The sequence below is a fragment of the Dactylosporangium sp. NPDC051484 genome, from assembly GCF_040689395.1.
GTDB lineage: Bacteria > Actinomycetota > Actinomycetes > Mycobacteriales > Micromonosporaceae > Dactylosporangium.
Genome location: NZ_JBFAZX010000006.1, coordinates 227,912 through 250,839 on the forward strand (window position 1 = coordinate 227,912; position 22,928 = coordinate 250,839).

At 70.3% G+C, this 22,928-nt stretch carries 20 protein-coding genes and 1 pseudogene; 8 read left to right on the forward strand and 13 right to left on the reverse strand.

Annotated elements, in window-relative coordinates:
- Positions 1-10 precede the first annotated feature (10 nt).
- The 7 genes from AB0367_RS14015 to folP all read right to left on the reverse strand — a co-directional run bounded on the left by AB0367_RS14015 (position 11) and on the right by folP (position 4,720).
- Complete coding sequence (locus tag AB0367_RS14015) at positions 11-484, reverse strand: hypothetical protein (RefSeq protein ID WP_366226643.1); 474 nt, start codon at positions 482-484, stop codon at positions 11-13.
- Positions 485-573: 89 nt separating this feature from the next.
- The gene (locus tag AB0367_RS14020) at positions 574-861 is read right to left on the reverse strand and encodes a hypothetical protein (RefSeq protein WP_366226644.1); all 288 of its coding nucleotides are present in this window, start codon (positions 859-861) and stop codon (positions 574-576) included.
- Positions 862-870: 9 nt separating this feature from the next.
- A complete protein-coding gene (locus tag AB0367_RS14025; protein ID WP_366226645.1) occupies positions 871-2,217 on the reverse strand; it encodes an ABC transporter permease in 1,347 nt (448 codons plus the stop codon).
- A 138-nt stretch (positions 2,218-2,355) separates the two neighbouring features.
- Entirely contained in the window at positions 2,356-2,865 is a 510-nt protein-coding gene (locus tag AB0367_RS14030; protein ID WP_366226646.1) for a DUF3180 domain-containing protein, read from the reverse strand.
- A gap of 76 nt (positions 2,866-2,941) precedes the next feature.
- Positions 2,942-3,463: a 2-amino-4-hydroxy-6-hydroxymethyldihydropteridine diphosphokinase gene (folK, locus tag AB0367_RS14035; RefSeq protein ID WP_366226647.1), complete on the reverse strand. Its 522-nt coding sequence runs from the start codon at positions 3,461-3,463 to the stop codon at positions 2,942-2,944.
- A gap of 61 nt (positions 3,464-3,524) precedes the next feature.
- Complete coding sequence (gene folB, locus AB0367_RS14040) at positions 3,525-3,896, reverse strand: dihydroneopterin aldolase (protein ID WP_366226648.1); 372 nt, start codon at positions 3,894-3,896, stop codon at positions 3,525-3,527.
- On the reverse strand, positions 3,893-4,720 hold the full coding sequence (gene folP, locus AB0367_RS14045) for a dihydropteroate synthase (protein ID WP_366226811.1): 828 nt from the start codon (positions 4,718-4,720) through the stop codon (positions 3,893-3,895). The genes folB and folP overlap by 4 nt, the downstream gene beginning before the upstream one ends.
- 328 nt (positions 4,721-5,048) lie before the next feature.
- Between folP and AB0367_RS14050 the strand changes: the two genes are divergently transcribed.
- The 7 genes from AB0367_RS14050 (at position 5,049) to AB0367_RS14080 (ending at position 13,377) form a co-directional block, all read left to right on the forward strand.
- On the forward strand, positions 5,049-5,363 hold the full coding sequence (locus AB0367_RS14050; RefSeq protein ID WP_366226649.1) for a hypothetical protein: 315 nt from the start codon (positions 5,049-5,051) through the stop codon (positions 5,361-5,363).
- 8 nt (positions 5,364-5,371) lie between these two features.
- Complete coding sequence (locus AB0367_RS14055) at positions 5,372-5,746, forward strand: hypothetical protein (protein WP_366226650.1); 375 nt, start codon at positions 5,372-5,374, stop codon at positions 5,744-5,746.
- Positions 5,747-5,868: 122 nt separating this feature from the next.
- Positions 5,869-9,105, forward strand: coding sequence for an ATP-binding protein (locus AB0367_RS14060; protein ID WP_366226651.1), 3,237 nt, complete (start codon positions 5,869-5,871; stop codon positions 9,103-9,105).
- Positions 9,106-9,146: 41 nt separating this feature from the next.
- A complete protein-coding gene (locus AB0367_RS14065; RefSeq protein WP_366226812.1) occupies positions 9,147-11,066 on the forward strand; it encodes a DMT family transporter in 1,920 nt (639 codons plus the stop codon).
- A gap of 126 nt (positions 11,067-11,192) precedes the next feature.
- Positions 11,193-11,615, forward strand: a complete 423-nt coding sequence (locus AB0367_RS14070) for a hypothetical protein (protein WP_366226652.1) — start codon at positions 11,193-11,195, stop codon at positions 11,613-11,615.
- The gene (locus AB0367_RS14075) at positions 11,612-12,757 is read left to right on the forward strand and encodes a M23 family metallopeptidase (protein WP_366226653.1); all 1,146 of its coding nucleotides are present in this window, start codon (positions 11,612-11,614) and stop codon (positions 12,755-12,757) included. The genes AB0367_RS14070 and AB0367_RS14075 overlap by 4 nt, the downstream gene beginning before the upstream one ends.
- 38 nt (positions 12,758-12,795) lie before the next feature.
- Positions 12,796-13,377: a hypothetical protein gene (locus AB0367_RS14080; protein ID WP_366226813.1), complete on the forward strand. Its 582-nt coding sequence runs from the start codon at positions 12,796-12,798 to the stop codon at positions 13,375-13,377.
- Between the two features lies 1 nt (position 13,378).
- On the opposite strand, the gene AB0367_RS14085 is transcribed toward AB0367_RS14080, so the two are convergent.
- Complete coding sequence (locus tag AB0367_RS14085; protein ID WP_366226654.1) at positions 13,379-14,011, reverse strand: hypothetical protein; 633 nt, start codon at positions 14,009-14,011, stop codon at positions 13,379-13,381.
- Positions 14,012-14,186: 175 nt separating this feature from the next.
- Between AB0367_RS14085 and AB0367_RS14090 the strand changes: the two genes are divergently transcribed.
- Positions 14,187-16,250: a hypothetical protein gene (locus tag AB0367_RS14090; RefSeq protein WP_366226655.1), complete on the forward strand. Its 2,064-nt coding sequence runs from the start codon at positions 14,187-14,189 to the stop codon at positions 16,248-16,250.
- A gap of 74 nt (positions 16,251-16,324) precedes the next feature.
- Here AB0367_RS14090 and folE read toward each other — a convergent pair whose 3' ends face one another.
- From folE to AB0367_RS14115, 5 genes and pseudogenes are all read right to left on the reverse strand, one after another.
- Complete coding sequence (gene folE / locus AB0367_RS14095) at positions 16,325-17,002, reverse strand: GTP cyclohydrolase I FolE (protein ID WP_366226814.1); 678 nt, start codon at positions 17,000-17,002, stop codon at positions 16,325-16,327.
- Positions 17,003-17,007: 5 nt separating this feature from the next.
- Complete coding sequence (gene ftsH, locus AB0367_RS14100) at positions 17,008-19,011, reverse strand: ATP-dependent zinc metalloprotease FtsH (protein ID WP_366226656.1); 2,004 nt, start codon at positions 19,009-19,011, stop codon at positions 17,008-17,010.
- A 211-nt stretch (positions 19,012-19,222) separates the two neighbouring features.
- On the reverse strand, positions 19,223-19,798 hold the full coding sequence (gene hpt / locus AB0367_RS14105) for a hypoxanthine phosphoribosyltransferase (RefSeq protein WP_366226657.1): 576 nt from the start codon (positions 19,796-19,798) through the stop codon (positions 19,223-19,225).
- Between the two features lie 212 nt (positions 19,799-20,010).
- A complete protein-coding gene (gene tilS / locus AB0367_RS14110) occupies positions 20,011-20,991 on the reverse strand; it encodes a tRNA lysidine(34) synthetase TilS (RefSeq protein ID WP_366226658.1) in 981 nt (326 codons plus the stop codon).
- Positions 20,992-21,824: 833 nt separating this feature from the next.
- Positions 21,825-22,859, reverse strand: a pseudogene (locus AB0367_RS14115) (zinc-dependent metalloprotease); the annotation flags it as partial.
- Positions 22,860-22,928 lie beyond the last annotated feature (69 nt).

Below are 22,928 nucleotides of genomic sequence, written 5' to 3' on the forward strand. Positions count from 1 at the left end.
CCGCGCGGGACTACGGCCGCCGCCCGGCCATCGTCGCCAGGCCGATGATCCAGCCGACGATCAGGCCGTAGCCCGCGCCGGCGGCCGCGCTGACGGTGGCCTGGCCGAGCGAGGCGTGGGGCAGCAGGAACGACGTGATGAAGACGGCGAGCGCCGCGGCGAACATGTATGCGGCCCAGCCGGTGAGGATCGCCGAGAGGGTGCCGCGCGCGCTGGCGAGCTGCGCGCCGACGAGCAGTGAGATGAACAGCGCCGTGAAGACGACCAACAGGATGGCCTTGAGATCGGCTCCGAGCAGGTCGCGCACCGAGGCGTCGGAGTCGAAGCTCCACGCCGGCCAGGCCAGCGTCTCCAGGAAGATCCCACGGTCGGCCGACCGGGCCCAGTCGACGTACGACGGGCTGCCGAAGATCAGCACCAGTAGGAAGGCAACGAGCGTGCCGGCACTCGTCGCGGTGCGGTAACGGGATCGCGTGATTGCCATACCCGGATTAGGCCCGCCGGCCGCGAAACCTAAACCGATGCCGTTAACTACGTCAATGCTCGCTCTTGTCGATGTCTCCGGCGCTCGTGCTACTTGCCGTGCTGCATGATGTAGTCGATGAACGCGGCCCGGACCAATGGCTCCGCGTCTCCGTAGTGATGGCCGGTGACCTCGCGCCACAGGGCGACCGCGTCGTCGATGCTCGCGTCGAGCGAGCCGATCCAGCCGTCCTGCGTGTCGTCGTCGCTGTAGGTCACGTGCGTGAACAGGTCCCAGAAGAACTTGAGGTCACGACGCTGCCGAGCGAGGGTGAACGCGCGGTCCCGCAGCTCGTCCGTCGGCAGCGCGTCGAGCTGAGCCAGCGTGGCGTCGGTCATGGGACAAGGTTATCGGGTGCCCCAGCGTTCCCCGCCGTCCCAATCCCCGTCCGCGCCGCCGCCCGGCGACGAAGGCCAGCTCCCGGTGTGGCTGGACGGCGGCGACCAGTCGTTGCCCGGCTCGGCCTGGGTCGTGATCGACGACGGCGTCCAGCTCTCCTCGCCGGTGACGTCCGGCGTGGCGCGCGGCCGGCCGAAGGTCTCCACGAGGCGGGTCACCACGAGGCCGAGCGCGATCGCGGCGCCGGCCAGGGCGAACGGCGGCAGGCTCCAGCCCTCGACGGCCGTGTAGCGCAGCAGCAGCGTGATCACCGCGACGGCGAGGATCGTGCCGAGGACCCCGCCGCGGCGGCCGTAGGCGGACGTGCCGCCCGCGAGCGCCGCGCCGAGCGCCAGGCCGGTGAGCGTGAGCCCGCCGATCGACGCCGAACCGTCCGATGCCACGACGGTGCGCTCGTCGAGCGCGATGAGGACCCCGGCGATCGCGGACAGCAGCGCCGATCCGGCGATCGAGAGGCCCGTGATGGTGGCCGCGCCGCCGCCGCGCCGGTCGGCCGGGTCGCGCACGGGCCGGAATCGGCCCACCGCGCGGCGCACGGATCGGATCAGCCCGAGCGCGGCGCCACCGACCGCGATGACGAGCACGGCGAGCGCCCACCACAGCGCGTGCTGGTGCGGGTCGTAGGCACCTGTGACGATCTTCTGGTCCCGCTGGCCGGCGATCCAGGACACCAGCGCGAGGGCGACGCCGAAGCTGGCCACCCAGCCGGGCACGTGGAACGCGACGACCAGCACGGCGATCACGACACCGACACCGACGGAGATCAGCCCGGTGATGCCGGCCGTCATGGGCAGGCCACGGTCGGAGCTGCTGGCGAAGAACAGCGCCGCGGCGAAGGCGATCGGTCCGACGGCGAGGTTGGGCGCACCGGCCCGCAGCGTGAGGCCCACGGCGATCGCGACCAGGCCGAGCTCGGCACCGGAGAGGAGTAGCGACTGCAGCTCGGTGCCGTGCAGCGCGGCCGGGCTGGCGTCGTGCAGCAGGTACAACAGGGCGGCTGCGGCGAGTAGCAGGACCATCTCCCACAGCGCGTGCACGGCCATCCGGTCGCGGCCGGGCTGGCCGTGCTCGGGGTCGTCGAACACGTCGCCGAGCTGCTGCGCGGTGGGCGTCCGGCGCCGGCTGCCACCCATCCCGAGCGTGCTCTCGCTGGACGAGCCGTAGGCGGGCGAGACCGGGTAGCTGCCGGGTGTGTAGACCGACTGGTTGGAGACGCCCAGCGTGGGTGCGTCCTCGGGCACGCCCCCGCTGCGGAAGCCGGGCTCGCTGCGGAATCGCGAGTCGTCGTACGCCATGGCGCGCGCCTCCTGCCAACCGACCGGTACGGTCGCACAGTAATCGCGGATTGTGACCAGCAACAGCCCTTGACGTACCAAACCGTGGTCTTTGTGTGATCCTGCGCCGAATGGCCGGAACGCGGGCGGCGAGCGCTCTCAGGCGATCTGGTCGTCCGGGGCCCGGTCCGCCCCGTCCTTGCGGCCCTGCCTGGGCAGATCTTTGTCGCGGCCTTTGGGAGGCACCCGGCAGGAGCGCTCCAGCCAGAGCGCGGCGGCGATCAGCACGATCGATCCCGCCACACCGAGCAGGGCCTGCGGCAGGTTCTCGGAGACCTTCGCCAGCACGCCACGCTGCGTGAGCAGCCAGGACGACAACCCGACATACATGCCCCCGAACAGCGCGGCGACCAGAGCTGACGCCTTGCCGAGCACCGCGTAGCGGGCGATCACGAGCGGCTGCAGCGGCCCGGCGCCCTCTTTGCGCAGGATCCGGTTGCGCGTGGAGTACGCCTCGATGCCCTCGAATATCGCCAGGCCGATGAGCGTCAGCGGCGGCAGCCAGGGCAGGGTGGGAAGGCTGTTCCAGAAGTTGCTGATGGCAATCCAGGCCAGCGCGGTCGTGGCGAGCGCCGCGATGACCAGCGTGGCCGGACGGGTCGGCTCCATCCGGCCCTTGGGACCGCCGGGTCCGCTTCCGTTGGGCTCTTCGGGTGACGGCGTGGCCATCGGCTTCCGCTCCAGATCACGAATCGAGGTGGACGTCAACTCTTGGGCGCAGGTCGGCGAGATCCCCCGCGACCGCGTCGTCGCGGAGCAGGTCATTGACCCAGCCCCGCCCCGGCAGCTGGGCATACGGCTGAATGTCGATCCACGGCCGGAGCACGAAGGCCCGCAGATGGGCGCGGGGATGCGGCAGCGTCAACTCAGGATCGTCGGAGGTCACCGGCTCCCCGTCGTCGTTCCACACGGCAATCACGTCAACGTCAAGGGTACGCGGGCCGAACCGGCGCTCGGGGTCCCGCACGCGGCCGGCCGCCTCCTCGAGCCGGTGGGCGGTCGCGAGCCAGTCCTTCGGGCCCGCCCCCGGGTCGGTCGCGAGCAGCACCGCGTTGAGGTAGTGCGGCTGGTCGGGGTCGCCCCACGGCGGGGTCTCGTACACCCCGGAGACCACCACGACCGAGTCCCCCAGCCCGGCGATGGCGGCACGCAGGTGCGCCTCCCGATCGCCCAGGTTGCTGCCCAGCGCCAGCACCGCCCGGGTCACGCCGGCACCTCCTTCTCGCTACGGCTGCGGGTTGAGGGGGGCTTGAGCCCAGCCGAACCGGTCATGGCCGCTCCCGGCGGATCACGACGGCGACGTCGGCGAACTCCAGCGGGATCGGCGCCTGGGGCTTGTGCACGGTCACGGTCGCCGCGCCGACCCGGGCGTCGGCCAGGCAGACGTCGGCCAGGCGCTCGGCGAGCGTCTCGATCAGGTTCACCGGCTCACCCGACACCACCGCCGCCAGTCGCTCGGCCAACTCGCCGTAGTGCACGGTGTCGGCGACGTCGTCGGAGGCCGCGGCCGGGCGCAGGTCGAGCTCCAGGACCACGTCGACGACGAAGTCCTGGCCCTGGCGGCGCTCGAAGTCGAACACGCCATGGTGGCCTCGGACCTTGAGACCGCTCAATGCGATGCGGTCTGTGGGAGATGTCATCGCGCCGCCTTCGTCGCCTGCCAGACTCTGATCGCATCCACGTTGCCACGGACCTCGTGCACGCGCACGCCCCACGCGCCCGCGGCGACCGACAACACCGTGGTGGCGATGGTCGCGGCCTCGCGTTCCCCGGTCGGGCGGTCGCGACCCTCGGCGTCGGCGAGCAGCCGGCCCAGGTGCGACTTGCGGCTCGATCCGACCAGGACCGGATGGCCGAGCGCGACGAGGTCGGCCAAGTGGGCGGCGAGCTGCCAGGTGTGCTCCGGCTTCTTGGCGAAGCCGAGGCCGGGGTCGAGGATCAGCCGGTCGGGGGCCACGCCGGCGGCGACTGCGGCGTCGACCCGCTCCAGCAGTTCCGCGGAGACGTCCTTGACCACGTCGTCGTAGACGGCCAGGTCGGCCATCCGGCGGGAGTGCCCGCGCCAGTGCATGAGCACCCACGGGCAGCCGGCGTCGGCGACCACTCGGGCCATGTCCGGGTCGGCGAGCCCGCCGGAGACGTCGTTGACCAGCTCGACGCCGGCCTCGAGAGCGGCAGCGGCGACGGCGGCGCGGGTCGTGTCGATGCTCATCGTGACGCCCTCGCCGACCAGCGCCCGGATCACCGGCAGCACCCGGGCCAATTCGGTCGGCGCGTCGACCCGGTCGGCGCCGGGCCGGGTGCTCTCGCCGCCCACGTCGATGACGTCGGCGCCCTCGTCGCACATCTGCCGCGCGTGCTCCACGGCGTCGTCCAGGTCCGCGTAGCGACCGCCGTCGGAGAAGCTGTCCGGGGTCACGTTGAGCACACCCATCACCACGGGCGAGGGGCGTCGCAAGAGCATCACTTGAATGAAGGTACTCAACTCAACAGAGGCACTCGGTGGCGACCTGCGACAACCCTGCGTGGGCCGCGCCGGAGCGCCACAGGAGCCACACTGTGCACACTGACCACGGATCGGTCAGCTTGTTGGAAAGAGGGCCGCACCGTACTCTCTGCAAGTGAACGTTATTCGGACCGTTAAACCCGACAAAGGGCATTTAGCAGGGCAAACACCCGGATAAGGTTCCGCTGGGGAGCGACACAGCAGCCGTGGTGATACCGCGGGGTCGTCTTTTCGGCGAGGCTTAGCGCGGCGTGCACCTCGCTCGCCGCGCCTCCGGGGAGGTCTGATGATGTTGATGGAGATCGGCCAGGCGTTGTGGGGCTCCGCCGCCCGCGCCGTGGATGCGATCGCCCTCGCTCCGACACCGACGCCCGAACCGAAGACGATCAATACCGACGGCATCCTGACCTTCTTCACCACCAAGATCGTGCCGATCCTGCTCGCGGCACTCGGGGTGATCTTCATCGGCCGGGCGAGCAAGGGCGAGGTGTCGCGCGTGCTCACCAGCTCGGCGATCGCGATCATCGGCCTGGCCTTCGTCGCCGGCGCCGCGTCGCTGTTCTTCTTCGGTGACTCGCTGGTCAGCCTGATCTTCAAGTAGGCCTGACCATGCGCCTGCGCACCGACGACGACATCTACCGGGCCCGCCTGGTCTACCTCGGGCCGCCCGGCTACACGCTGCCGATTCAGTTGCCATACGCGCAGTACGGGGTGTTCGCGCTACTGGTGCCGCTGTTCATGTTCATCCGCTACCTGATCACGCTGCACGTCGACTACTTCCCCGCCTACGAGATCGCACTCGCGATCGTGGCGACGTCGCTGATCTTCCGTTACGTCGACCCCGATCGACCCGCCCGCATGGTGGTCCGCACCGCCCTGACCGACTGGCGTCACACCCGCGAGCCCAGCTCCGAGCTGCGCGACGCCCGCCTGGTCGGCTCGAAGGTACGCATCCGCCCGGAACTCACCGGTGATCTCGTATGACCACTCCGCCGCCCCGTAGAACCGGGGGACATCAGAACCGCCCGGACATTGACGACGACGCTGCGCAGTCAACCGACTACGATGGCGGGCTGCGTGCGGCGGCCGAGGGCGGCCGCGTCGCGATGTTCCAGGGCACCAGCGGCCAACCCGGGGCGCACGGCCGCGGCGGCACGGAGCGGCTGAGCACGCAGCCGACGCCCGATGTCGACTCGCCGTTCCTGGGCCTCTTCGACGACCCGCCGGGCGGACACCCGCGCGACCGGCTCCGGGCGCTCGAGCCGGGCCCCGGCCGGGTCGAGCACGTCCAGCCGGTCTCCGGCATCCCGATCTCCGCCGCGCCGTCCTCGGGCGCGCCGCGGGCCCCCGAGGACCTGCGCGCGCCGAAACGGGCCGTCGCGCGCAACCCCTCCGGCGGCGCGGAGCCGGAGCGCGCCAACGGCGAGCGGCTGGCCACCCGGCCTGCGCTGGGCTCGCGGGCGACGGAGCGGCCGGACCAGCCGGTCGAGCAGTCCCAGTCCCGGGCGCCCGAGCGTCTCGCCCAGCCGGGCGAGCGGTCCCCGGCCCGCGCACCCGAGCGGGTGGGCCAGGCAGGCGGGCGGACGGCCGGGGCGGGCACAGGCGGTACAACCCGAAAACCCTCGACGGCGCTCACCACCACCTCGCCGCCCCCGGCCCGGCGCACCCCGCCCGACCGCGAGGTGCCGGCGCAACAGCCGCCCCGCCCGCCGCGCATGCAGCCGCCACCCCAGCGCGGCCGGAAGACCCCGCTCGACCGCACGCCCAGGCCGCGGCACAAGGACCGCAGCGCGGCGATCGACCTGGCGGTCACCGAGATCGCCGGGCACCTGACGTTCACCCCCAACACGGTCACCGCGTGGTATTGGCTGCCCGAGGTGCGCTGGGCGTTCCGGCCCGACACCGAGCGGGAGGCGCTGCTGTCGGCGATCTCCGAGCAGTACGCCGGCCTGGCCGGGTTCCGGCTGCACCTGCGCCGCACGACCAGGCCGTTCCCGGCCGACGAGTGGGCGCGCGTGGTCGACGGCAACACGCCGCGCCCGCTGCCCACCGCCGGCGGCCCGACGTGGGCGGATCACCTGGTCGCCGCGCAGAAGCACCTGCTGTCGATCAACCACGCCGAGGGTCAGACGTACCTCGGGATCGCCTTCGCCCGCCGCACGCTGGGCGACACCTTCGCCGAGCGCATCGGCGCGCTGTTCAAGCGCGGAGTCGCCGACGCCGAGCGGCGCCGGATGGCCCGCACCGTCGAGCAGTTCGACGAGGTGCTGGGCGCCTTCGGCATGCGCGGCCGGCGGGTCACCACGTTCGAGCTGGAGTGGCTGCTGTACCGCTCGGTCGCGCTGTGCATGTCGCCGCCGGGGCACATCACCACCCTCGACGGCTCGTGGGAGTCCGGCGACCTGCTGGCCCTGACCGAGACGGTGGAGCGCTACCGCACGCCGTACGGGTCGACGGTGAAGCTGGTCAACCGGGTCAGCGGCGAGGAGCGGCACGTCGCGGTGCTCACCGTCGGGCGCATGGAGCCGCTGGAGATCCCGGAGCGGCACGAGCCGTGGCTGCACTTCCACGAGCGCCTGCCGTGGCCGATGGAGCTCTCGTCACGGATCGACATCCTGGGCCCCGGCGACTCGTTCCGCAACCTCGAGCACCGTTTGCGCCTGATCCGCTCCCAGCAGGCCGACTACTCCGAGCACGGCATCGACGCGCCGCCGGAGCTCGAGCGCCTCGCCAGGCGCGCGCTCACCATCGGCGACGAGATCAGCACCGGCCTGCCGGTCGACTCGTCCCGCGCCCACGGCTGGCACCGCATCGCGGTCGGTGGACGCACCCGCGAGGAGTGCCTCGAGCGGGCGCGGCGGGTCACGCAGATGTACTCGCGCGAGATGCGCGTCGCGCTGCAGCACCCAAAAAACCAGGATTGGCTGGCCCGCGAGTTCATCCCGGGCGAGCCGCTGGCCAACACCGGTTACCTGCGCCGGATGCCGGTCAAGCTCTTCGCGGCCGCCCTGCCGCAGGCCGCCTCCACCGTCGGCGACCGCCGCGGCGACCTCATCGGCCGCACCGCCGGCACCTCCCGCCGCCCGGTCTTCCTCGACCTGCACTTCCCGATGGAGGTGCGCGAGCGGTCGGGCCTGGCGGTCTTCGTGGCCGAGCCGGGCGGCGGCAAGTCGACGCTCATGGGCGCCCTGGGCTATCTGGCCGCGCGGCGCGGGGTACAGGTGACGCTCCTCGACCCGTCCGGCCCGCTCGCGCGGCTGTGCAGCATGCCCGAGCTGGCCCCCTACGCCCGCGTGCTCAACCTGACCGGCTCCGAGCAGGGCACCCTCGCCCCCTACTCCCTGATCCCCACCCCGCAGCGCTCGCACTACACGCCCGGCCCGTCCGGCGACCGCGAGTTCGAGATCGCGATCTCCAACGCGCGCGCCGAGCGTCGCATGCTCGTCCAAGACATCTGCATGATGCTCGTACCGCCGCAGGTGGCCCGGGAGGCCTCGACCGCCACGATGCTGCGCCACGCCGTCCGCCAGGTCCCGGCCGAGGAGTCCTCGACCCTCGAGGACGTCATCCGCGCCCTGCGCGACACCGGCGACCACGACGCCACAGAGCTGGGCAACCTCCTGCTCGACACCGCCGAGATGCCGCTCGCCATGCTCTTCTTCGGCTCGCCACCCCCCGGCCTCCTCGGCGCCGACGCCGCCCTCACCGTCATCACCATGGCCGGCCTGCGCCTCCCCGACCTCAAGATCGAGCGCGAATACTGGTCGGCCGAGGAGTCCCTGGCCCTGCCCATGCTTCACACCGCCCACCGCCTGGCCGTGCGCCGCTGCTACGGCGGCGACATGACCGCGCGCAAGCTCGTCGGCCTGGACGAGGCCCACTTCATGGAGGGCTGGCGCTCCGGCCGTTCCTTCCTGGTCCGCCTGGCCCGCGACTCGCGCAAGTGGAACCTCGCCGCCCTGGTCGCCTCGCAGAACCCCAACGACATCCTCGGCCTGGACGTGCAGAACCTCGTCTCCACCGTCTTCGTCGGCCGCATCGCCGAGGACTCCGAGATCGCCGCCGAGGCGCTTCGCCTCCTGCGCGTACCGACGGATGTGGGCTACGAGCAGACGCTCGCCGCCCTCTCCCAAGTCGACACGAGTTCGTCGTCGCGACTGGGCTTCCGCGAGTTCGTGATGCGCGACGTGGACGGCCGCGTGCAGAAGATCCGGGTGGACGTGTCGTACGTCCCCGATCTGCTGCGTTACCTGGACACAACACCGGGGGGTGTTCCAACCGCCGGCACCGTCGGCGGCGAGGTCGTGGACGTCCACGACGAGGACCCGGAGGATGATCGGTGAGACGCCTGCCCGTGTACGTGGCCGTGGTCCTCATAACGGCCATGGCCACAATGTTCGGAGCCCCCACCACCCCAGCAACGGCCTCCCCAACCCGCGCCCCAGGCGACCCCCTCTGCACGGTCGAGGAATGGCGGGTACCGAGCAACTTCCAGAACTGTGCGGATCGACTGCAAGTCAACGTCCAGGGCAAGCTGAGCTGTCTGAACGCACCGACCCCGAGCGCCCCCGACTCCGGCATGGCCGGCTGGTTCGCCCAGCAGCCGGACTCGAATCATGGCTCGCGCCTGTGGTTCAGGTATAGCGAGTATGGGTATGCCGGTTACGACTTCGCGACGTACGACCTTAAATGCGCTTCAGTGGTGACTAACCCAAGCGCCGAGTTTGAAAACACTGTTGCCAACGGCGAATTTCTGATCGCGACCAGCATCCTAGGCGCCTCGAATGCGCTCCGCGAACGCGCGTGGGACCCATCCTACATGTGGGGCTGGGCCGACCCCTTGGTGAATACTGCGACCAAGGCAATCTATTCAAAAGTATTCACCGCTTTCGGTGCGGTGACGTTAGCGATCGTCGGCATCTACCTCCTCTGGCGCTCTCGCCAGTCCGATCTGTCCAACGCGGTCACTACAGCGGGCTGGGCGGTGTTCGTGATGGTCCTAATCACCGCGATCGCACACTGGCCCACATGGTCGGCCGGACTGGCAGACAAGACCCTCGTCACCAGCCTCGGGGTCATTCACAATGCGGTCGGGCCTCAAGACGACTCTATACCGCCGGACAAATGCCACAACCCCGATCCGGCCGCCTGTCAGGACAACCGGCCACCTGCTGCGCGCGCAAGCGATACCGCTGTAGAGGGCCTCCTTTACCGCCCCTGGCTCCGCGGCACACTAGGCTCCGCCGACAGTGCAACCGCCCAGAAATACGGACCCGCCCTTTACGACGCGAAATCATTCTCATGGGATGACATCCAGAGCATCCGGGCCGACGAGAAGCGCGCAGCCGAAGAAGACCAGCAACGCATCCGCGAGCACCGCCCGGGACCATCGATCGTGTCGACGATGCGAAAGGTCATAACCGAAGAAAAGCAGCAGCAGTGGATGAAGATCGCGGAACAAATTCGAACAGAGGACCCAGAGGCCTATGAGCATCTCCAGGGTACTCACGGAATGGACCGCATCGGCTCAGGATTTCTTGCTATTCTTTCCGCCCTATTCTTCGCAATGTTCGACATCACGGCCTCAGTGCTGGTCATCCTCGGATTCCTGCTGTTTCGCTGGGCAGTCATTGCGTCGCCGATCCTGGGCACCATCGGACTGCTACGGCCGGCCAACGCCGGACTCCGCCGCCTAGGTAACGCGGTCATTGCCGCAGTCTTCAATATCATCATCTTTGGAACTGGGTCGGCGATTTATTTGTTCGCCGTTACGTTGATTTTGAAGACCGGCTCGCTTGCTCCATGGTTGCAAGTGTTGCTCATTTGGCTTACCGGGGTTGTGGGGTGGCTGTTGCTGCGGCCTTACCGGCGGATCACGCAGCTTGGCGGGAAGGACTCGACGCGGGCCATTACCTCGGCCGGAGGTTGGCATCGGCTTTTCATGCGTGACGTGCGGCAGGCGGCCGCGCTCAAGGTGGTCGAGGCCGGCGGGACCAAGGAGCCGGGGGCGCAACGGCGGGGCGGGGAGAGCGTACAGACGCAGCAGCGGCCCGAGTCGCGGAGTGAGGACTCGGTGTCGATTGGCAGTGGCGACGGGACGCCTGTTGAGCGGCCGGAGACGGGGCGGTCGTCGCGTGGGGAGGCGCCGCAGCAGGCTCGGCGGCGGCGGGAGCCTGGGTGGGAGGAGCCAGACGTTCCCGCTGAGGATGCGCCCTCCTACTCGATTTACCGGCCCGGCTCGGATCGACCCGCCGCTGAGCGGCCGCGGGCTCGGCGGCCGGAGTCGGCGAGTCTTCCCGGGTAGGCGGCCATGCGTACGGTCCTGCGGCTGCTTGGTACGCGGTACGGCATCGCGTTGGTGTTGGTTGTTGTCGTGCTCGTGGTCGTGGGGGCAGGGCGGACGGTGCTCGACGGCGGGGGTGGGCGGTCAGTGAACGACGCGCTCGGGCCGACCGTGGCGCCGGTGCCCACTACGGCGGACCCGTATGCCTCGCTCGGGGACGACGGGGTTGACGAGACGCCGGCGGCGGCGCCCTCGCTGAGCAAAGGGGCCGCGGACGTTTCGACCGTAGCCAATCGCTTCGCCAAGGCGTGGCTGCGCAAACCTGGAATCACCGGGGAGCAGTGGCGGGCTGAGCTGAAGCCGGACGCCTCGGTGGATCTCATAGCCGAGCTTGCCGATACCGACCCCGCCGACGTGCCGACGGCGACGATCACCGGGGCGGTCCAGTTGAAGAGTGCCGGGCCGGCAACCGTGGCCAAGTTTCCGGCCGAGGGCGGCACGATTGTGCTGGAGCTGCAGGTCTTCGACGGGCGCTGGCAGGTCACCTCGCTGGACTGGGAGGCGGCGTGAGCGTTCTCGGGGAAGACGACGATCTCGAGGTACAAACCGGGAAAAAGCGGATCCGGCCGGTGTTCCTCGCTGCCCTCTGCACGCTCCTGCTGTTGTTGTGTTGTGGCGGCGGCGCCGTGGCCTTCTTTCTCGACGCGGCGCGCAATACGCAGAACTACGACGCCGGGTGCGGCAATGGGGAACTCGTCGACGCCGCCGCCAAAATGCCGAACCACCATGAGCTGTCCGAGGAGCAGGTGCGCAACGCCGCGATCATTGTGCGTGTCGGGCAGGACATGAACGTGCCACCGCGGGGGTGGGTGATCGCCGTGGCCACCGCAATGCAGGAGTCCAGTCTGCATAACCTGCCGAATCTCGGGGCGCGCAACGATCACGACTCGCTCGGGCTGTTCCAGCAGCGGCCGAGCACTGGATGGGGTACGCCGGCGCAAGTCATGGATCCGGAGTACGCCTCGCGGAAATTCTACGAACGGCTGCTGACGGTGCCCGGGTGGATGCGGATGAGCCTGACGCGGGCCGCCCAGCGCGTGCAGCGCAGCGCGTTCCCTGACGCGTATGCCAAGCATGAACAGCTGGCGAGCACCGTGGTCAACTCGCTGACCGGCGGAGCGGCGCGCGCGGTGGGCGACTCCACGAAGCTGCAGTGCGTCAGCGGCGACCAGATCGCCGCGTCGGGCTGGACGGCGCCGGTGAACGGCGAGATCGGCTCCGGATTCCGCACCGCGTCGCGCCCGACGCACCAAGGTATCGACTTGATGGTGCCGCGGGGCACGCCGATCCGGGCCGCCGCCGGGGGGCTGGTCGTGAAGGTGCGCTGCCAGGCCCACCTGACCAACGGCACCGACTGGGGCTGCTGGCGGGACGGGTCGCCGTCGGTGCGTGGGTGCGGCTGGTACGTGGAGATCCAGCATGCGAACGGATTTCTTACGCGGTACTGCCACATGGTGAAGCAGCCGAGCGTAGTCGTGGGCCAGCGGGTGGCGCCCGGCCAGGAGATAGGGTTCTCCGGGACGACCGGAAACTCGTCCGGCCCACACCTGCACTTCGAGGTGCACATCAACAGCGACCCGAGCAACAACGGCGCCATCGACGCTGTGCCGTTCATGCAGCGGATGGGGGCACCCTTGGGGGTCAAGCCGTGAGCGACCTGCCTGGCGGCGAGGACTTTCCCGACTGGGATCTGCTTGCCGGCGGCGCCAACCGCACACCGGCCGGGATTGAGTTCGTACCCGCCTCGAGCCTGCGCGACCTGCGAGGGCGCCGGGCGGTCGTCGGACTGCCGGGCCTGGGGTGGCACGGTGACCTGCGCATCGACGAAGCTGTGGTGCAGGCAAGCCGGACGTACGTGCCGGCACTTCCCGAGCAAGAGTGGTACCGGGCCGAGGTCGAGCGGACCGAGGTCTTCGCTCCGCTCGTACCGCTGGAGCGGGTGTGGGTCGAACGGGTCTCGAGCGCCGTCACGCCCTCTGACGGCCCAGCCGATCTACGGCTGGTGTCACTCGACGCGCCGCCGTCCCGAGCGCCACGGCGGGCGTTGGACGTGCGGGCGGTCACCGGTCTGCGAGTGGTCCGAGTGCCGGGGCCGGAGGACAAGACGGGGAAGGACCAGCGGGACCTACGAGCGGTCACGGACGCGTACAGCGGCGCCGAGGGCGACATCTGCGTGCGCGTCTGCCGGGAGGTGGACTGGTACCGGTGGGCATGGAGCGGTCAACCACCCAAGACCCTGGAGGTCCCAATCCACCTACTGTGGGCGGAATAGATCAGCTCAGCTTCGTGGCGGAGCACACCCGCCAAGTGCTGCTCCTGACCGTGCCGAACTGCCATTCCTGGGCTTGGATCGACTTACGGCTGTCATGCTCCGGGATCTCCAGATTGATCCTCACGCGCACAGCCGCCGAGTCACTTGCCTGCTTCGTGACCACCATGTTGGACGTGAACATCGTGATCGCGATACTGAACTTCGTCTCCAACTGCTCCACATCTTCAAGAGCCTTGTCGACTGTCGACAGATCCGGTGTTGCACAGGCGAAGACGTTTGCGCGCGTCACATCGCGTTTATTGAAGCGCGCGTCGAGATACTGCCGCAGGGTCGCTGTAGGGCTACCGCGGTCGGGCTCGGCGGCTTTGCTGTACATGAGGTACGCGGTCAGCGAGCCTCCTAGGCAGACGAGCGCCGTGACGGCCGCTAGGACCAGCAGTACGGTTCGACGGGTGCTGGGGCGGTTTCTTGGGGGAACCGGTGGGACTGAAGGGGGTGGGGCGGTCCGGGGGCGGCCGATCGGGACGCCGCGGTCGATGACTTCGCCCTCGATGACCTCGTCGTTGCCTGGGCGGGAGCGTGGAATCGGCTGGCTCTGGTCCACGCTCGGGTCGTTCGGCTTCGATGGGTCCACGCACCAGAGGCTAGCCGCCGTGCGCCGCCCGGGCACATTCCCGCGCCGCACAGCAGGGCCTAAGTCCTAGGGCGGGGCGGCTACCTGCGACAACACGCTAGCGCCAATGCACCTGCTGACTGGGTTCCCAGTCTGCGTTACCGTTCCCGCATCTGGCTTGGATGGAAGGGGCGCGGTGGCACGCCTGCGGGCACGGATCGAGCGAGCGGTTGCGCAGCATCGGCACACCGCTGCGCTGATCGCCGCGGCCGGGCCGATCCTCGACGGGTACTCTCCCAACGCCGCCCCGGCTGAGCAGTACGCCGAACAGCATGACCTTGCCGCAGGGCTGCGGGCCAACGCAGCGATGCTGGCCCCGGGGTGGCTGGGGGCCCAGTTGGATGCGCTGGCGCCGGCCACGCCGTTGGGTGGGCCGCTGCCGCCGACGTTCGTGCGTGTCGGGCAGGCGCACCCGCTCGACGACGCGAGGTTCCCGGTGATCGTGCCGCTGCTGCGGGCCGGCAACATCGCGATCGACGCCGATGCGCGGGACAGCAGGGTCGCGGGACTGCTGCGCAGCCTGGTCCTGCGACTGCTGGCCTCCTCGCCGCCCGGGTCGGTTCGCATCCGCACGATCGACGCCGTGGTCGAGGGGGCGACCTTCGGCTGGTTCGCCGGCATCGACGCGATCATGCCGCCGCCCGCGACGGATGCGGAAGGACTGCGCGCGGTCCTGGACGAGGGCGAGCGGTGGCTCGCGACGCGCACGGACGGGCCGGCGCCGACGCTGCTCATCGTGATCGCCTCGCTGCCGGAGCTCACTGAGGGGCGCGACCTGGCACGGATCGCCGGGCTGGCGCACGCCGGGCCCGCGGGGCGGCTGCACCTGATCGCCGCCGGCTGGCCGCCGCCGCCGCTGACCCAGGAGACCACGCAGGCGCCTCTGCCGCATGCCACCCAGATCGCGATCCGCAACCCACACGCCTGGGTAGGCGACCCGCCCGGTGCCACGTTCTCCGGCACCGGCACAGGCCCGAGCCGCCTCAACGCACCGGTTTACCTCGACGCCGACCCGCCCGCCGAGCTCGTCCGCCGCGTGTGCGCGCAGCTCGGCGGCCCGTGGACGACCCCGCCCGCGCCCGTCGGCGAGCCGAGCCGCAAGGCCTGGCTGGACTACGTTGCCGCCGGTCAGCGGCTGGACGTGGTCCGCCGGGAGGTGATCGCGGTGGTCGCGGAGCACAAGGCCGCGCTCAAGGCCGCCCAGAACGACCTCGCGGCGATCCGCGCGAAGCTCGCCCGTCATGAGGCATACCTGAACGAGGTGGTCGGCGAGGCCAGCGGCCGCCCCGTCGAGCTCGCGCCGTCGTGGCAGGAGACGCAGGCCGCCCGCGCGGCGCTGACCAGCGGCCCGCGGCCCGCCGACCCGCGCCGCGGGGCGCCGACGGCCCCACCGCCGCCCCCGGCACCGTTCGGAGGCGGCGGTGGCGGCTGGCAACAGGGACAGCGCACCCCCACGCCGCCGGTGAGCGCCCCGCCCTGGCCCCCCACGAGCGCCCCGCCAGCCCCCGCCATGCCCGGGACACCCGCCGTCGCCGGGGCGTCACGGCCGGGGGCGGCTCCGGCCCAGCCTCCGGTACCGCCGAATCTGCCCCAAACCGGCGGCTACCCGGTCGTCGTGCCGCGTAGCGCGCCGCCTGGCGTGTACAGCACGGGCTCGATCCCTCGCGTACCGGCCAGTGGTGCGCCGAGCATGCACAACACCGGGAACATCCCGCGGGTCTCGGTCAGCGGCGTCCCCAACCGCGTCAGCGGCATTCCGGTGTCCGGCGCGACCGGCGTCGTGGGGACGGGGGTCGTCAGCCCGCTGAGCCCACCCGTACCGAATTCGGTCCCGGGCAGAGTGTCCACGGCCTTGCGGATCGCCGCGGCCGGTCTGAAGCAGTCTGAGGCGGCCCTGGCCGCGCCCGGGCGCCAGGCGCCCTCGAATCGACGGGTGTGGGTGAACGCCTCGATCTACTTCGGCTTCGCGCTCCTCGCCGCGCTCGTGCAGATCCCGACGCTGCTCGCGGGCTCGGAGGCCAACGGGATCGGGCTTCTGGCCCTTCCCTGTGCCCTGATCCTGCCTGCCATCGCGTTCGGCCTGGGCTGGCTCACGATCGGCGCGATGACCCGCAAAACCACGTCACGCACGCCGGTGCTCGGCCTCGTCATCAGTCTGCTGGCGCTCATTCCGGTCCTGCTCTTCGTGCTGCTGCTCTGAGCCCCGCCGACGTGTGTGAACCGCAAACCCCCTGTCCCGAAGAATCGGCACAGGGGGTACGAAATCGGAAAAGCTCAGCCGTGCAGGATCAGCGACATCGCCTCGGCGCGTGACTTGGCGTCGTCGCGGAGCAGCCCGCGGACCGCGGACGTGATCGTCTTCGACCCGCCCTTCTGGATCCCGCGCATCGACATGCACAGGTGCTCGCACTCGATGACCACGATGACGCCCCGCGGCTCGAGCTGCGACATCAGCAGATCGGCGATCTGCGCCGTGAGCCGCTCCTGCACCTGCGGCCGCCGTGCGAACACCTCGACCAGCCGTGCCAGCTTCGACAGACCGGTAATCCGGCCGTCTTCGCCCGGGATGTACCCGATGTGCGCCACCCCGTGGAACGGCAGCAGGTGGTGTTCGCACATGGACATGACCTCGATGTCCCGCACGAGCACGAGCTCCTCGTGGTCGGCCTCGAACGAGGTGAGCAGCACCTGGGACGGGTCGATCCGCAGGCCGGCGAACAGCTCCGCGTAGGCGCGGGCCACCCGGGCCGGGGTGTTGCGCAGCCCGTCGCGGTCTGGGTCCTCGCCGATGGCGACGAGGATCTCCCGGACAGCGCTCTCGATGCGCTTGAGGTCGACATTGCGCTCGACCTCGACGCCACCCAGCTTTCCGCTGACGAGGCGGGCGGCGACGTGGTCGAGCTCCCGGTCAGCAACGAGCCCAGTGCCGTCGTCGGGCTCGGTGCTGCTGATCTCGCTCAGCGGTTACCGTCCGGGGTCTCGCCGCCGCTGACGATCCGGAAGTGATCGTCAGCACCGAGGCTCACCGGCTGGGCCACCTCGGAGCCGTTCGCGCCGGGCTCGGGCACCGCGCGCCGGCGGCGGCCGTTGCCGCTGTACGGCGCCATCGGCGGGCGCTTGACCACCCGGGCGCAGATGCGGGCCATGTCCGTCTGCGAGATGGTCTCCTTCTCCATAAGTTCCTCGACAATGTTGTCGAGAACGTCGCGGTACTCGACCAGGATCTCCCAGGCCTCGTCGTGCGCGATCTCGATCAGCGAGCGCATCTCGGCGTCGATCTCAGCGGCGACCTTCTCGGAGTAGTCGCGTTCGTGGCCCATGGTGCGGCCGAGGAACGGCTCGCCTTCGCCGGTGCCGTACTTGACGGCGCCCAGCTTGGCGCTCATGCCGTACTCCGTGATCATCGACCGGGCCAGCGCGGTGGCCTTCTCGATGTCGTTGCCGGCACCGGTGGTCGGCTCGTGGAAGACGAGTTCCTCGGCGGCCCGGCCACCCAGCGCGTAGGCGAGCGTATCGATCATCTCGGAGCGGGTCTGCGTGTACTTGTCCTCGGTCGGCAGGACCAGCGTGTGACCGAGCGAACGGCCGCGGGACAGGATGGTCACCTTGTGCACGGGCGCTGAGTGGGGCAACGCCCAGGCCACGAGCGCGTGACCACCCTCGTGGTACGCGGTGACCTTCTTCTCGTGCTCGCTCATCACGCGCGTGCGCCGCTCCGGGCCGGCGATGACCCGGTCGATGGCCTCTTCGAGGTAGTCGTTGGTGATCGCCCGCTTGTCGTGGCGGGCGGCCAGCAGCGCGGACTCGTTGATGACGTTGGCCAGGTCGGCACCGGTGAAGCCGGGCGTGCGCCGGGCTACAGAGTCGAGGTCGACGTCAGGCGTGAACGGCTTGCCCTTGGCGTGCACCCGCAGGATGGCTTTGCGGCCCTCCATGTCGGGCCGGTCGACGGCGATCTGGCGGTCGAAGCGGCCAGGGCGCAGCAGGGCCGGGTCGAGGATGTCGGGCCGGTTGGTCGCGGCGATCAGGATGACGCCGCCCTTGGTGTCGAAGCCGTCCATCTCGACGAGCAGCTGGTTGAGTGTCTGCTCGCGCTCGTCGTGGCCGCCGCCCATACCAGCGCCGCGGTGACGGCCGACGGCGTCGATCTCGTCGACGAACACAATCGCCGGCGCGTTGGCCTTGGCCTGCTCGAACAGGTCGCGGACGCGGGAGGCACCGACACCGACGAACATCTCGACGAAGTCCGAGCCGGAGATCGAGTAGAACGGCACCCCGGCCTCGCCGGCGACGGCGCGGGCCAGCAGCGTCTTACCGGTACCGGGGGGGCCGTACAGCAGCACACCCTTCGGGATCTTGGCGCCGAGCGCCTGGTACTTCGCCGGGGCCTGCAGGAAGTCCTTGATCTCGTGCAGTTCCTCGACGGCCTCGTCGGAGCCCGCGACATCGGCGAACGTCGTCTTCGGGGTGTCCTTGGAGATCAGCTTCGCCTTCGATTTACCGAAGTTGAGCACGCGCGACCCGCCGCCCTGCATCTGCGACATGAACAGCAGCAGGAGGACCACGAGCACCGCGATCGGCAGCAGGTTGATCAGCAGGCTGACGAAGATGTTGTCCTGAGTGACGTTGACGTTGTACTCGTCGAGTTTGCTCTGGGACTTCAGCGTGCCGAGCTCGTTCTGCAGCTCGTCCGCGCTCTGCGAGGAGAACTGACCCTGGATCTTGTTCGTCTCTGCGCCCTTGACCTTGATCTTGTTCTTCAGGTCAAGGTTCAGCGTCTGCTCCTTGTCCTGGATCACGGCCTTCTTCGCGTTACCGCTGCGAAGCTGCTCGAGCACAACGGACGTGTCCGCCTTCGTGTAACTCGGGCCGGAGGTGAAGAAGGAACTGAGCACGATGGCACCGATGATCACCAGAAGGATCCAGACCACCGGCCGGCGGAACAAACGGGTACGTTCCATGTTGTCGTCGGGCGCACGCAGCGCCCGGCCCCTCCATCCGTAAGGCCGTCGACCACGCCGGACCCACATTCCGACGCGGTGCCGAAAGCGCCGTCAAGGCTGGGCTCAGTTGACGCTTGCGACCATTTGACGGTACACCGTGGCACCGACAGTCGCGGATCGGCGTCGGCCGGGTAGGAGGTGCTCTCAGCAGACTCTCAGGAAGCGCAGGTCAGCCGCGTCCGTACACCGACGGCTTGAGCACGCCGACAAACGGCAGATCGCGGTAGCGTTCCACGTAGTCAAGACCGTAGCCGACCACGAACTCGCTGGGAATGTCGAATCCGACATATCGCACCGGAATGTTGACCTTCAACGCGTCCGGCTTGCGCAGCAGCGCGACGACGTCGACCTGCGCCGCGGAGCGGCTCTCCAGGTACTTCAGCAGCCACGACAGCGTCAGCCCGGAGTCGACGATGTCCTCGACCACGATGACGTGCCGCCCGGCGATGTCCCGGTCCAGATCCTTGAGAATGCGCACCACGCCGGACGAGGTCGTCCCCTGCCCGTACGACGAGACGGCCATGAACTCCATCTCGACCGGCGGGCCGACCCGCCCCAGCGCCCGGGCGAAGTCGGCCATGAACATGACCGCGCCCTTGAGCACGCCGACCAGCAGAATCGACTCGGCGTCGGCGTGATCGGCCGCGACCTGCTTCGCGAGATCCGCCGTCTTGTCGCGAATCTGCTCCTCGCTGACGATCACGTGATCGATGTCGGACGAGTGCCAGGTGGTGCCGTCGGCCATGCGACAAGCCTGCACTATCGGCCGGGCCGGATCGACGGCGGGTGGCCCCGCGAGAGACCAATCTCGCATCGGCGGTCGGTAACCCAACGCCGCCCCCCTCGACGCGCGGCTCGGAGCCCGCGACGCACCCGGCCGGGCATACGCGAGATCGCTTCCTGTGTGCTTCTCCTCGCGGGGCTTCCTCCGCCGGCTTGACGGCCCGTGGCCGACGGTCAGCGTTCGGCTCGGAGCACACCATCGACCCGGGTGACCGACAGGCTGCCCGGCAGCGCGACCGCCCCTTGCCCATGCCAGTTCACGACCAGCGCGTCCAGCGCCGCGACGTGGCGGTGCGACAGTGCGCTACTCGGCGCACCGAGCCGCAGCGCCCAGGCGTGCAGCACCCGAGTCCGGATCGGCCCGGGCAGCCGGACCAGCGCGTCGACCGACAGCCCCGGCACCCGCGGCGCACCGGACCCGGCCGGACCGCCATCACTCGCGATGCCGTAGTCGGACGCCTTCTCCAGCGCGTCGGCGGCCAACTCGTCCAGATAGTTCGAGTCCGCCCCCACAAGGCGGGCGGTCCGCGCCAGGTTGTCCACGACTCCGGCACCGAGCGCCTTGACGAGCGGTCGGATGCGCGACCGGGCATACGCGGCGTCCACGTTGTGCGGGTCCTCCCACACCGCCAGCCCGTCCACCTCGCACGCGGCCCGCGTCTCGGCCCGGCTCACGTCCAGCAGCGGCCGCACGAACAGCACACCGTGCCGCTCCCGCCGCTCCGGCATCCCGGCCAGCCCGCGCGGCCCTGACCCACGCGCGAGCGCGAGCAGCACCGTCTCGGCCTGGTCGTCGCGGGTGTGCCCGAGCAGCACCATCGCGGCCCGGTGCTCGCGGGCAGCCGCCTCGAGCGCCGCATACCGCGCCTCCCGGGCCGCCGCCTCCGGCCCGCCCGCCCCGTCCACGCACACCGCACGTACGTCAACCGGCGCGAACCCGCGCTGCCGCGCCCACTCCGCCAGCCACGCCGCCCGCTCGCCCGAGCCGGCCTGCAGCCCATGGTCCACGGTCACCAGACCGCAGCGCACCCCCATGCGCCGCGTGACAAAACGCGCCGCCACGGCCAGCGCCAGCGAGTCCGCCCCGCCGGAACATGCCACAAGCACCGTGTCCCCGGCCGAAACCCGCGACCCTGCCGAGGCTCCACACCCCACTGAGGCTTCCCACCCCGACGAGCCCCCGGCACCCGTCGAGGCCCGCGAGCCCGGCGAGACTCCACCACCGACCGAGGCCGCTGGCTGGGGCGCGACTCCGCCGCTGAGCGAGCCCCACGGCTCGGGCGATGCTGCGGCCCCCACCAAGGCCGCCGAGCCCGGCGGAACTCCGCCATCCGCTGGGGCCTCAGCGCGCTCCGAGGCCCCGCCACCGGTCGCGCCCGCTGAGGCCCGAGACGCCTCGGTTGTGCGTCCGAGTCCGTCACCGCCAAGACTTCGACGCACCGCGTTGCGAACCGCGGCGACGGGCGGTGCGAGCGCGGCCACCCCGATCAGCCGCTGCTGCTGAACGGCTTGGCGGGTCCTGCGTCGCCGGCCTCATCGCTGCCTGCCTTGCCGGCGTCCGCCTCACCGCCGTCAGCCTCAGCCTCGGCGGGCTCGAAGGCGCCGATCGGCTCGGGGGCCTCGACCGACGCGTCGTGCACGACCTCGGGCTCATCGGAACCGGCCTTGTGCACGACCTCGGCCACCCCCTCGGCCGGAGCCGCCTTCCCGGCCGACTCGGTCGCGGGCGTGGGCTGCGCCGCCGAGGCGACGTTCGCGCCGGGGTCGGGCTGGTGCGGTGCCGGATCCCTGGCCGCGACCATCGCGGTCTCCTCGGGGGTCAGGCCGGCCACCTCGGTCGACTCCGCGACGCCCGCCTCGGCGGGGGAACTGTCGACCGGCTCGGGCACGGTCGGCACCGGGGCCGGCGGAGCCTCCGTCACCGCGGCTTGGGCGGTGACCGGGGCCGCCGGCACGTTGACCGGGCGCTGCAGCGCGCTCGCGCCAAGCACCCGCACCACCCACGCGTCGGGGTCGGTGAGCTCGTCGAGTCGCGGAATGGTCAGCGGCGACTGCCAGATCCTGTTGAACCCGTCCATGCCGACCCGCTCGACGACGGCGTGGACGAACTTGCGGCCCTCGGCATACTGCCGCAGCTTGACGTCGACGCCGAGAATCTTGCGCAGGACCCGGTCGAGCGGGTTGCCGGCCTCGCGGCGCCGGTTGAACTTGGCGCGGATCTCCTCAACGCTGGGGATCACCTCCGGGCCGACGCCGTCCATGACGAACTCGGCGTGGCCCTCCAGCACTGTCATCAGCGCGGTCAGCCGATCGAGCACGGCCTTCTGCCCCGGCGTCTGGACCAGGTCGAGCACCGAGACCCGGCTGTTGGGGTCGCGCACCACGTCGGCGAGGGCGCCGATGCCGCGGCGAACACGCTCGGCGAGCTGGTCCTGGTTGAGCTGGGAGGCGTCGACGAACGCGCCGACCTCACCCAGGAAATAGCCCCGCATCCAGGGCACGGCGGTGAACTGCACCCGGTGGGTCACCTCGTGCAGGCAGACCCACAGGCGAAAGTCACGGGAATCGGCGCCGAGCCTGCGCTCGGCCTCGACGATGTTGGGCGCGACGAGCAGCAGCTGACCCGGATCGGTGGAGAAGACCTCATACTGACCGAGGACCTTGCCCGACAGATACGCCAGCACGGTCCCGGCTTGCACGCCAGTGAGCCGTGAGCCGATGGCCCCGACGATCGCGCCCGGCGCCTTGCCACCGGCGAGCCGCTCGGCCAGCGGCTGAATCACCTGCCGAAGTCCCTCGATGTTGGTAGCGGCCCAGTCGCGGCGATCGACGACGCGCACCGGGGGTCCCTGGATCATGGCCTTCAGGCCGGTGAACTCCGTGACGTGACCGGCCGCCTCATTGGCCAGCTCACGCAGGTCGGTGACCGCGATGGCGGCCTCCTCGTAGGAGACGGCGGGGCCGCTCTTGCCCAACGCCGCTGCGGTTGCTGCGGCCAGATCCCAATCGACGAACTGCGCCATGAACCAACCGTACCCGGGCTGGGCCAGCGGCGCGGGGGGTGGAAACCCTGAGTACACCCTGATCGACAC

What these genes read in the sequence shown, in the direction of transcription:
- AB0367_RS14015 (WP_366226643.1), bottom strand. Translation starts at nt 484, where the DNA reads ATGGCAATCACGCGATCCCGTTACCGCACCGCGACGAGTGCCGGCACG.
- AB0367_RS14020 (WP_366226644.1), bottom strand. Translation starts at nt 861, where the DNA reads ATGACCGACGCCACGCTGGCTCAGCTCGACGCGCTGCCGACGGACGAG.
- AB0367_RS14025 (WP_366226645.1), bottom strand. Translation starts at nt 2,217, where the DNA reads ATGGCGTACGACGACTCGCGATTCCGCAGCGAGCCCGGCTTCCGCAGC.
- AB0367_RS14030 (WP_366226646.1), bottom strand. Translation starts at nt 2,865, where the DNA reads ATGGAGCCGACCCGTCCGGCCACGCTGGTCATCGCGGCGCTCGCCACG.
- folB (WP_366226648.1), bottom strand. Translation starts at nt 3,896, where the DNA reads ATGACATCTCCCACAGACCGCATCGCATTGAGCGGTCTCAAGGTCCGA.
- folP (WP_366226811.1), bottom strand. Translation starts at nt 4,720, where the DNA reads ATGCTCTTGCGACGCCCCTCGCCCGTGGTGATGGGTGTGCTCAACGTG.
- AB0367_RS14050 (WP_366226649.1), top strand. Translation starts at nt 5,049, where the DNA reads ATGATGTTGATGGAGATCGGCCAGGCGTTGTGGGGCTCCGCCGCCCGC.
- AB0367_RS14055 (WP_366226650.1), top strand. Translation starts at nt 5,372, where the DNA reads ATGCGCCTGCGCACCGACGACGACATCTACCGGGCCCGCCTGGTCTAC.
- AB0367_RS14060 (WP_366226651.1), top strand. Translation starts at nt 5,869, where the DNA reads ATGTTCCAGGGCACCAGCGGCCAACCCGGGGCGCACGGCCGCGGCGGC.
- AB0367_RS14065 (WP_366226812.1), top strand. Translation starts at nt 9,147, where the DNA reads ATGGCCACAATGTTCGGAGCCCCCACCACCCCAGCAACGGCCTCCCCA.
- ftsH (WP_366226656.1), bottom strand. Translation starts at nt 19,011, where the DNA reads ATGGAACGTACCCGTTTGTTCCGCCGGCCGGTGGTCTGGATCCTTCTG.
- hpt (WP_366226657.1), bottom strand. Translation starts at nt 19,798, where the DNA reads ATGGCCGACGGCACCACCTGGCACTCGTCCGACATCGATCACGTGATC.